Below are 9,178 nucleotides of genomic sequence, written 5' to 3'. Positions count from 1 at the left end.
GACTTGGGCACGAGTACCACCCTAAAACTTGGAGTTGAATTGCCCACTAAGTCAAGGCGGGAAGCCGCAAAACAAGCCGCTCAATCTGGAGAAATGACTCCTAGGCAGATTTGGCTGGTTTTGATCGGTCTGATGTCGGGCATGTTCCTTGCAGCCTTAGACCAATCTGTGGTTGGAGCAGCGATGCGAACCATCGCTGATGACCTTGATGGGCTGTCTCTCCAGGCCTGGGCGACCACCGCCTACCTGATCACCTCAACAGTTTCGACTCCGATCTACGGCAAGCTGGGCGACCTATTTGGAAGACGCCCGCTGTTCCTGGTTGCAATTTTGATTTTTGTTATTGGTTCGGTTACCACCGGATTCGCCACCACGATGTATGAACTCGCAGCCTTTAGAGCGCTGCAGGGAATTGGTGCCGGTGGTTTGTTCTCGCTGGCATTGACCATCGTCGCTGACATCGTGCCGCCACGTGAGAGGGCAAAGTACCAGGGCCTGTTCCTAGCGGTATTTGGCTCATCTTCACTCTTGGGACCGGTTGTTGGCGGAACCTTCGCTGGAATTGATCAGATTTTGTGGATCGATGGCTGGCGCTGGGTGTTCCTAATCAACCTTCCGGTTGGAATCATTTCGCTAATCATGGTGACTGTGTTCCTGCATGTCCCTCACACACCTAAGCAGCAGCGCATCGACTGGTGGGGAGCGGTCACGATCATCTTTGCAACCGTGCCCTTGCTACTGGTTGCCGAACAGGGTCGCGAGTGGGGCTGGGGTTCACCGCTTGCAATTGCGATGTATGTGGTTGGTGTTGCCGGAATCATTTCCTTCATCACAATCGAAAAGAAGATGGGCGATTCCGCTCTTATTCCTCTGTCGCTATTCAAGAACCAGACCTTTGCCCGAACCCAAATCCTCGGTGTGATTATCGGCGTTGGCATGTTCGGAGGAATGATCGTGCTTCCACTGATTATTCAGATCATCTATGGAGTATCACCGACCATGGTTGGATTCATGATGTTGCCGATGGTCTTTGGAATGATGACCGCGACCATCACCGCGGGTCGCATAACATCGAAGACCGGCAAGTACAGAATCTTCTTCAACACCGGAACCGCAACGCTAACCATTGGCTACCTATACATGGTGGTTCTGCTAAGAGCCGACACTCCACTTTGGGTATTGGCAATTGGAATGGTCTTGATCGGTCTCGGTCTTGGACAGTTGATGCAGACCACCATGGTCGCTAGCCAGAATGCGGTCGAGGCCAAAGACATTGGTGTGGCAACATCCTCCGCCACATTCTTCAGACAGATGGGTGGCACCTTCGGTGTTGCAATCTTTATGTCGATTCTGTTCTCGCAAGTGGTGGGCAAGATTCAGGCAGCTTTTGAAACCACCGAGGTGAAGAGCGGTTTCGCCGAAGCGCTGCAGGACCCGGATGTCATGGCGAACCAGGCCAATGCTGGAATCTTGGAAGTATTGAAGTCTGGACCTTCTGGTGCTGAAGGAATCACTAACGACAGCTCGTTTCTAATTGGAGCCGATGACCGCTTGACCCTGCCATTCCGCATGGGATTCGTTGACAGCTCGTTGACAGTGTTTATGTTGGCAGCTGTCTTTATCGCAATTGCGTTCGTTATCAGCTGGTTCATCAAGGAGATCCCGCTGCGTCAAAAGAGTGCCGCTCAGGAGGCAGCTGAGGCTGCCGCTGCTGCGCAGTAAGACTTATACTTTTTCTACACGGGAGTTCGGTAAACCGGACTGAGAGGAAGACTAGCTAGTCTTCGACCGTCGAACCTGATATGGGTAATGCCAGCGCAGGGAGACACCTCAAACCCGTGCCTAACTTTTGGAAAGGCACGACATGAAGAAATTAGTTATCGCCACAATTGCAGCGCTACTACTAGCCGGCTGCTCAGCTGCGCCGGCAGAGAAAATCGAGCTAGTCAGGCTTGCAACTCACGACTCGTTTTACATAAGCGATGAGCAGATTGCTGAGTTTGAAGAGTCAACTGGTTACCAGCTCGAGGTCATTGCCCTCGGTGATACCGGAAGCCTTACGAACAAACTTGTCCTAACTCAAAATGCACCGATTGCGGATGTGGTCTATGGCATCGACAACACGTTCGCCTCGGTTGCGCTGGAGAACAACGTGGTTCAAGATCTCAAGCAGATCAATTACGGTGACGTCTGCTTCAACTACGACATCGGGTGGTTCGAGCAAAACAACATTCAACCGCCAGCCAGCTGGCGCGATCTCGGTCAGAGCAAGTACAAAGATCTCGTTGTGATTCCCAATCCAAACCTCTCCTCCCCAGGAATGGCGTTTCTAATCACGACCTACGCTGGGTTTGAGACCAAAGCTGAGGTCTTTGCCTACTGGAGATCGCTGCGTGATAACGGCCTGAAAACCACCAGCAGTTGGACAGATGCCTACTTCACTGACTTCACTCGTTACGGTGGGACCAGACCAATAGTGCTCAGCTACGCAAGCTCCCCTGCGGCCGAACTAAAAGATGGCAAGCCTCAGTCCAAGGCATTACTCAAAGAGTGCTTCAGACAGTACGAGTACGCGGGGATTGTTGAGGGCGGAGAAAACGCTGCGGGAGGTCAGGCTCTAATTGACTTTATGCTCGCTCAAAGCTTCCAAGAGTCATTGCCCTGGAACATGTTCGTATACCCAAACCAAGGGATTGCAATCCCAGCCGAGTTTGAACAATTCGCACCGCCGGCTGAAAGTGTTATTGGTGAAGACCTCGACTTTGCGGCGAATCGCGAACAATGGCTAACGGACTGGTCAGACGTTTTTGACAACTAGCCTCGAGCTGCTTTCAACCACCGCGATCATCGCGGTGGCAAGTTCGTTGTTGTCTGTTGCTTTTGGTATTCCATTTGGAAGCTGGCTCAGGTCCTTAAGCCAAAAGACTGCCCGCCTCATCTCCGCAATCATGCTCGTGCCATTTCTACTGCCACCCTTTTTAGTCGGACTTGCCTTCGAGGGGATGTTTGGGCTGACTGAAGTAGATTCCAATTTGGGAATGTTACTCATCATCGCGGCACACGTGTTTATGAACTTTGGCTTTATTGGGAAAGTTTTCGCTGCTACAACCATTGAAACCGAACAGTTGGAGTCTGCGCGACTTGCTGGAGCGAGTGACTCGCAAATCAGACTTCGCATTGAGCTACCCCAGCAGCGACATGGGCTTATCGCTGCAGCGCTTTTGGTAGCGCTTTACTCGGCAACAAGTTTCGGTCTGGTTTTGGCTCTCGGAGCGGGCAAGGTCAGAACCCTGGAGACTGGAATTGCTGTTGCCGCTTTGCAGAATCTTGATCTAAACCTGGCCGCCACTTTTGCGGTCCTACAGACACTGCTCACTATTGCAATGTTCCTACTTTCTAGAGTGGTCGGTGGAGCTCCAACCGCCTTAGACGAGATATCTCCTTCACTAATCCAGCCCAATCGCTTTGAGAAGGCACTTGGTGCGCTACTTACTGGAGCAGTGCTCATTGCAATCGCAGTAATTGTCTCGAGAGCCATGGAGGGCGAGGGACTGCTGAACAACCTGGCGAACCTATCCACCAAGGGGGACCGCGATCTGTTGAACATCACTGTCCTAGAAGCCAGTGTCAACAGTCTTCGCAATGCTGCAGTTGTGATTCTGGTATCGGTGCCTCTGGCCTATCTGCTTGCAAGCCGAAGACGTCCATCCAGCTGGGTACTGATTCCAATTGGCATTTCCCCGGTTGTAGTTGGATTAGCAACTCTTGCCCTAGTTGGCTACCTGCCGAGGTTCCTTTCGAGTTCATGGGTATTGCTTCCACTAGTCCAAGCGCTGTTCGCCCTTCCAGTGGCTTTCCAGATTCTCCGGCCTGCGAGGATGGGCATTGACCCGGAGCTTTTAGAAGCGAGTCGAATGGATGGCGCAAGCCGAATCCAAACCTTGCGAATGATTGAGCTTCCACTGCTCAAGAAGAGTTTTACTCTCGCAATTACATTTAGCGCCATGGTTTCAATTGGTGAATTTGGAGCAGCAAGTTTCTTGGCTTTTGGCTCAAACGAGACTTTGCCCATTGTGATGTTCAAGTTGCTTGGTCGTCCCGGAGCGGAGAATCTTGGAATGGCAATGACGGTTGCCGCGATTTACATTCTCATAGCTGCATACGTTATTTGGTTTAGTTTGAAACCAACTCGAAAGCGACACCGTTATTTGCCAATCGCTCGGTAATCACTTTTATCGAATCCTTGCTCTGATCGATGGTGATAAATCGTCGGTCCAACTTTGCCGCAACAGCTGCTGTGGTTCCAGAGCCACCAAAGAAATCCAAAACCAGGTCACCAGGTTTTGAACTTGCCATGATGATTCTCCGGAGAATTCCCTCGGGCTTCTGAGTCGGGTATCCCGTTTTCTCTTTCCCGGTTGGTGACACGATGGTGTGCCACCAGACATCGGTTGGCAACTTGCCGCGTTCTGCTTTTTCCTTTGTGACGAGTCCCGGCGCCATGTATGGCTCACGATCTACCTCTTGGGAGTTGAAGTAGTGGGTCTTTGGGTTTTTCACGTAAACCAAAATGTTGTCGTGCTTGGCTGGCCAGCGCGACTTAGAACGTGCTCCATAGTCATAGGCCCAGATGATTTCGTTTAGAAAGCTCTCCCTGCCAAAAAGTGCGTCGAGCAAAACTTTGGCGTAGTGAGACTCTCGGTAATCGAGGTGAAGGTAGAGGGTGCCAGTATCAGCAAGTAGTCGCCAACTCTCTTCAAGTCTTGGCTCTAGAAAAGCCCAGTAATCGGCGAACTCGTCGTCGTAACTTAGAACCTTGGAAACGACCTGTTCGTAACGCTTCCCCTGGAAGCCGACTCGGCCAGACTCGCTTGCCCGAGAGGTGCGACTGGTGCGAACTTGCTCGCGACCGGTGTTGAAGGGAGGGTCAATGTAAATCAATTGCACCGACTCACTCGGCATCGACTTGAGATGCGCGAGGTTATCCCCCATGATTACTAAGTTGCCAGTCACGAGGGAAAGATTAACAGCATGAACGTAAAAGTAGTTCACAAGCCGGAAGACAATCGCTTTGAGATTCTCCTCGAAGACGAGCGCGTTGGCCTGATGGACTACGAACAGGTTGACTCTGAGATTCGCCTAACCCACACCGAGGTTGACCCAGCTCACCAGGGCAAGAACCTGGCAGCTATTTTGCTGAGGGAGTCGCTGGACACCATTCGTCACGAGGACATGGGCAAGGTTGTGCCTATTTGTTCCTACACGGTGAAGTACATGGAGAAGCACCCGGAGACTCAAGACCTGCTGCTAAACCCAATCGAGGATGCCATTGCAGCTTGCCGCTGGCCAGGGGCTTCGGCTTAGTCCCAAGTGCTTGGAGCTGGCTCTTTTCCTTTTGGAAGTTGGGCGCTTTTTGCCCAATCGGTTACCCACTGCGGAACCTTTGGTTCTTCTCCAGGCCAACCGCCCGAGCCATCCATAACTTCTTTTGGAGTAACAACTCCCCAGCTGCGCTTTAGGAACCTGCCGCGCATAATTGCCCGCGCATATATCTCACCATTTCTGACAAAGCGCTGTTCCATGAAGTAAGCAACCTCATCCCAACCAACCACGCGGGTTTCAAGATCGAACTTTTGCCACGGCTCTAAAGACTTGCGATAGCTAATGGTGGAGTTCACGACAATCGGATACCAACCAAGCTTCTGCCACTTCTGCCAGAAGCCAGTTCTCAGGCCCTGGTCGTAGCGACCAAGGTCCATCAAAGTTAGAAACACGCCATTGTTCATGTGGCGATAGATATCTAGGTCAGTTGGCCAAACCCGAAAAGAGATGGTGGAAACCTCGTCGATTGTGAGCTTTGATCTTTTTCTCCACGTAAGCATTACGTAGAGGATTCGGAACCAGAGTTTCACCAGATCACAACGCGCTTGGCTGGCTCTAGCCAAAGTGCATCAGACTCAGTTGTGCCGTAGGTCTCGTGGAATAGGTCGAGGTTCTTGACTACCTGGTTGACACGGAACTCAGGTGGCGAGTGCGGGTCAGTTGCCAAGCGCTGGATAGCAATCTCATCGCGAGACTTGGTTCTCCAGCATTGGGACCAAGCCATCAAGAAACGCTCTGCTGCGCTCATGCCATCGATCACCGGCGGCTGAGCACCATTTAGTGAAATTAGGTAGGCCTTCCAGCCGATACTTAGGCCACCAAGGTCTCCGATGTTCTCACCGATAGTGAGCTCTCCGTTGACTTTGTTGCTGTCATCCAACTCAGTTGGGCTGAGCTCGCTGTACTGGTCGATTAGAGACTTGGTGCGCTCTTCGAAGGCTTTACGGTCGGCATCGGTCCACCAGGAAACTAGCTTGCCGTCTCCGTCATACTTCGAGCCCTGGTCGTCAAAACCGTGTCCAATCTCGTGACCAATTACGCCACCAATGCCACCGAAGTTGATCGCGTCATCGGCCTCTGGGGAGAAGAAAGGTGGCTGCAAGATTGCCGCCGGGAAAACGATTTCGTTTAGGCCTGGGTTGTAGTAGGCGTTCACGGTCTGCGGGGTCATGTGCCACTCGTCACGATCGATTGGAGCACCAATCTTGTTGGCGTGGTAATCACACTCCCAGCTCGAAACATTGCGAACGTTGCTCACCAAATCATCGCGAGAGATCTGGATTGCTGAGTAGTCCTTCCACTTGTCCGGGTAACCAATCTTTGGAGTGAACTTGTCGAGCTTCTCCAAGGCCCGGACCTTGGTCTCCTCGGTCATCCAGTCCAGGTTCTTGATGCTCTGACGGTAAGCCTCGGTCAGGTGACCGACCAAAACTTCCATCTTCTGCTTCGAAGATGCGGGGAAGTTCTTCTCAACATAGATCTGCCCAACCGCTTCGCCGAGGCTGCCCTCAACCAAACCAACGGCTCGCTTCCAGCGTGGTCGATTAACTGGCTGTCCGGTTAACTTGGTGCCGTAGAAAGCAAAGCGCTCTTCGACAAATGCGGAGCTCAGGTATGGGGCATAGGAACGAACTAGAACCCAGCTCAGCCAAAGCTTCCAAGCCTCTAGGTGCTCATCGGCCAGAAGGTCTTCGATGCCTTCGAAGAAGGATGGCATCATCACTACATTCCAATCGAGTAATGAACTCTTGAGTTCTGCACCCGCTAGGTATTCGTCCCAAAGAATCTTCTTGTTCAAAGCCTTTAGTCCCGCAAGGTCCTTGAGGTTGTAGGTCTTCTCTGCCTCGCGAGATTCAACGCGGCTCCAGTGGTGCTTTGCAATCTTGGCTTCCAGATCAAAAATCGTTTGTGCTGCCTCGATGGCGTCGGTGGCTGACCACCCGGCAAGCATCAGCATGCGGGAGATGTGAGGAACGTATTCGGTGCGAATGTCCTCGTACTTTTCGTCGGTGTAGTACTCCTTGTCAGGAAGTCCAATTCCGCCCTGGTAAAGATGAACTAGGTAGCGCTCTGGGTTACCGGCATCGTTGTCGACGTAGCTGCCCCAAATGCCAGGCAAACCTTCGCGCTCGAAAGCACCGAGAAGTTTAAACAGGTCCTTGCGGTCGGAGATGTTTGAGATACGACCCAGCCCATCCTGCATTGGCTCAGCACCGAGCTTCTCAATTCGGTCCTCATCCAAGAAGGATGCGTAGAGGTCACCGATCTGCTGTGCTACTCCCGGTCTTGGGTTGGCTGCCGCCTCCTCTAAGACTTCCTTTACCGCTAGCTCTGAGTCATCGCGCAGGATCATGAAGCTGCCATAGACAGCTTGATCTTCTGGGATAGGAGTGTTTTCCAGCCACTGACCATTGACGTGCCTAAAGAGGTCGTCCTGCGGGCGGATGTTGTGATTTAGTTCGGCTTTATCAAGCCCAGGCTTCATTGACATGCCCCTAGTCTATGGCGGTTGCGCGGGGCTAAACTTTGAATATGGCTCTGAACAAAATCATTCTTTACTACGGCTTTGCTCCGGTAGCAGACCCCAAGGCGGTCATGCTTTGGCAGAAGGCGCTCTGCGTCTCGCTAAACCTCAAGGGCCGCATCCTGATCTCAGAGCACGGCATCAATGGCACCCTCGGAGGCGACATGGAGGACCTAAAGAAGTACTCTCGCGCCACCAAGGAATATCCAGGTTTTGGAAAGATCGACTTTAAGTGGTCAGAGGGAACTGGGAACGATTTCCCAAGACTCAGCGTCAAGGCAAGAAAAGAACTGGTTGCCTTCACCACCCCAGACGAGATTGAGGTTGCCAAGTCCGGTGTTGTAAACGGCGGTAAGCACCTAAAGCCCCAGCAGGTGAACCAGCTGGTTGAAGAGCGTGGCGATGAGGTTGTGTTCTTCGATGGCCGAAATGCATTCGAGGCCAAGATTGGTAAGTTCAAAAACGCCATCGTTCCTGATGTGCAGACCACCCACGACTTCATCGCAGAGCTTGAGAGTGGTAAGTATGACCACCTCAAGGACAAGCCAATCGTCACCTACTGCACCGGTGGTATTCGCTGCGAGATTCTCTCGGCGGTAATGATCAACCGCGGATTTCAAGAGGTTTACCAAATCGACGGCGGCATTGTTCGCTATGGCGAGAAATTCCGCGACAAGGGCCTTTGGGAAGGTTCGCTCTATGTCTTTGATGGTCGCATGAACATCGACTTCTCCGACGAGGCCAAGACCATCGGCGTTTGCGAGTGCTGCGCTGGGCCAACCAAGGAATTTAGAAACTGCCAAAACCTAGGCTGCAAGGACCTGGTTCTTTTGTGCGATAGCTGCAACGAAGACCCAGCCAACCTGGTTTGCAAACCAACCCACACCAGAGGTAAAAAACTTCAAGAAGTTGGCTAATCAAACTTGGCTGTTACAGGAAGCGCCAGCGCTTAAGTTCCCAACCAAATTTGATTGAGAGTAGTCGCACCAAAATAATCAGGCCGCTGCCCACCAAAAGCGTGATGGTGGTTGGAACTGAAAGCACATCCAGCAGCACTACCACCCAGCCACCGGCAAAGGCGATTACGGCATATGGCTGATGATCGTGGAACGCTCTTGGAACTTCGTTCACCAAGACATCTCTAAAGACTCCGCCAACCACAGCGGTAATGACACCCATCAGGACCGCAATCAAAGGGCTGCTGCCTAATTCCAGTGCGATGTGGGTTCCACCTGCGGTAAAGATTCCAAGCCCAATGGCATCTGGGACCAA

The 9,178-nt window shown here is 52.1% G+C and carries 9 protein-coding genes; 5 read left to right on the top strand and 4 right to left on the bottom strand.

What is annotated here, in order from left to right:
* The first annotated feature begins 93 nt into the window (after positions 1-93).
* The 3 genes from AC128V_RS05635 (at position 94) to AC128V_RS05625 (ending at position 4,226) form a co-directional block, all read left to right on the top strand.
* Complete coding sequence (locus AC128V_RS05635) at positions 94-1,722, top strand: MDR family MFS transporter (protein WP_482763701.1); 1,629 nt, start codon at positions 94-96, stop codon at positions 1,720-1,722.
* 142 nt (positions 1,723-1,864) lie between these two features.
* Positions 1,865-2,818: a thiamine ABC transporter substrate-binding protein gene (locus AC128V_RS05630; RefSeq protein WP_482763699.1), complete on the top strand. Its 954-nt coding sequence runs from the start codon at positions 1,865-1,867 to the stop codon at positions 2,816-2,818.
* Positions 2,808-4,226 (top strand): ABC transporter permease, encoded by a 1,419-nt coding sequence (locus AC128V_RS05625; RefSeq protein ID WP_482763698.1) that lies wholly within the window; start codon positions 2,808-2,810, stop codon positions 4,224-4,226. Before AC128V_RS05630 ends, AC128V_RS05625 begins: the two co-directional genes overlap by 11 nt.
* Here the strand turns inward: AC128V_RS05625 and AC128V_RS05620 are convergent.
* On the bottom strand, positions 4,174-4,992 hold the full coding sequence (locus tag AC128V_RS05620) for a DNA-methyltransferase (RefSeq protein ID WP_482763700.1): 819 nt from the start codon (positions 4,990-4,992) through the stop codon (positions 4,174-4,176). The genes AC128V_RS05625 and AC128V_RS05620 overlap by 53 nt on opposite strands.
* 39 nt (positions 4,993-5,031) lie before the next feature.
* Between AC128V_RS05620 and AC128V_RS05615 the strand changes: the two genes are divergently transcribed.
* Entirely contained in the window at positions 5,032-5,364 is a 333-nt protein-coding gene (locus tag AC128V_RS05615) for a GNAT family N-acetyltransferase (RefSeq protein ID WP_482763697.1), read from the top strand.
* Here the strand turns inward: AC128V_RS05615 and AC128V_RS05610 are convergent.
* Together AC128V_RS05610 and AC128V_RS05605 are read right to left on the bottom strand one after the other, a co-directional pair.
* Positions 5,361-5,882 (bottom strand): acyl-CoA thioesterase, encoded by a 522-nt coding sequence (locus AC128V_RS05610; RefSeq protein WP_482763696.1) that lies wholly within the window; start codon positions 5,880-5,882, stop codon positions 5,361-5,363. The genes AC128V_RS05615 and AC128V_RS05610 overlap by 4 nt on opposite strands.
* 26 nt (positions 5,883-5,908) lie before the next feature.
* A complete protein-coding gene (locus AC128V_RS05605; RefSeq protein WP_482763695.1) occupies positions 5,909-7,873 on the bottom strand; it encodes a M13 family metallopeptidase in 1,965 nt (654 codons plus the stop codon).
* A gap of 41 nt (positions 7,874-7,914) precedes the next feature.
* Here AC128V_RS05605 and trhO point away from each other — a divergent pair, with 41 nt between their 5' ends.
* Positions 7,915-8,823: an oxygen-dependent tRNA uridine(34) hydroxylase TrhO gene (trhO, locus tag AC128V_RS05600; RefSeq protein WP_482763694.1), complete on the top strand. Its 909-nt coding sequence runs from the start codon at positions 7,915-7,917 to the stop codon at positions 8,821-8,823.
* A gap of 13 nt (positions 8,824-8,836) precedes the next feature.
* On the opposite strand, the gene AC128V_RS05595 is transcribed toward trhO, so the two are convergent.
* A partial coding sequence (locus tag AC128V_RS05595) for a trimeric intracellular cation channel family protein (RefSeq protein WP_482763693.1) occupies positions 8,837-9,178 on the bottom strand: 342 nt, incomplete at its 5' end.

It is taken from the genome of Aquiluna sp. (assembly GCF_965064355.1).
This window is presented reverse-complemented; position numbering and strand designations above follow the sequence as displayed.

What these genes read in the sequence shown, in the direction of transcription:
- AC128V_RS05630 (WP_482763699.1), top strand. Translation starts at nt 1,865, where the DNA reads ATGAAGAAATTAGTTATCGCCACAATTGCAGCGCTACTACTAGCCGGC.
- AC128V_RS05620 (WP_482763700.1), bottom strand. Translation starts at nt 4,992, where the DNA reads ATGGGGGATAACCTCGCGCATCTCAAGTCGATGCCGAGTGAGTCGGTG.
- AC128V_RS05605 (WP_482763695.1), bottom strand. Translation starts at nt 7,873, where the DNA reads ATGTCAATGAAGCCTGGGCTTGATAAAGCCGAACTAAATCACAACATC.
- trhO (WP_482763694.1), top strand. Translation starts at nt 7,915, where the DNA reads ATGGCTCTGAACAAAATCATTCTTTACTACGGCTTTGCTCCGGTAGCA.
- AC128V_RS05615 (WP_482763697.1), top strand. Translation starts at nt 5,032, where the DNA reads ATGAACGTAAAAGTAGTTCACAAGCCGGAAGACAATCGCTTTGAGATT.
- AC128V_RS05610 (WP_482763696.1), bottom strand. Translation starts at nt 5,882, where the DNA reads ATGCTTACGTGGAGAAAAAGATCAAAGCTCACAATCGACGAGGTTTCC.
- AC128V_RS05635 (WP_482763701.1), top strand. Translation starts at nt 94, where the DNA reads ATGACTCCTAGGCAGATTTGGCTGGTTTTGATCGGTCTGATGTCGGGC.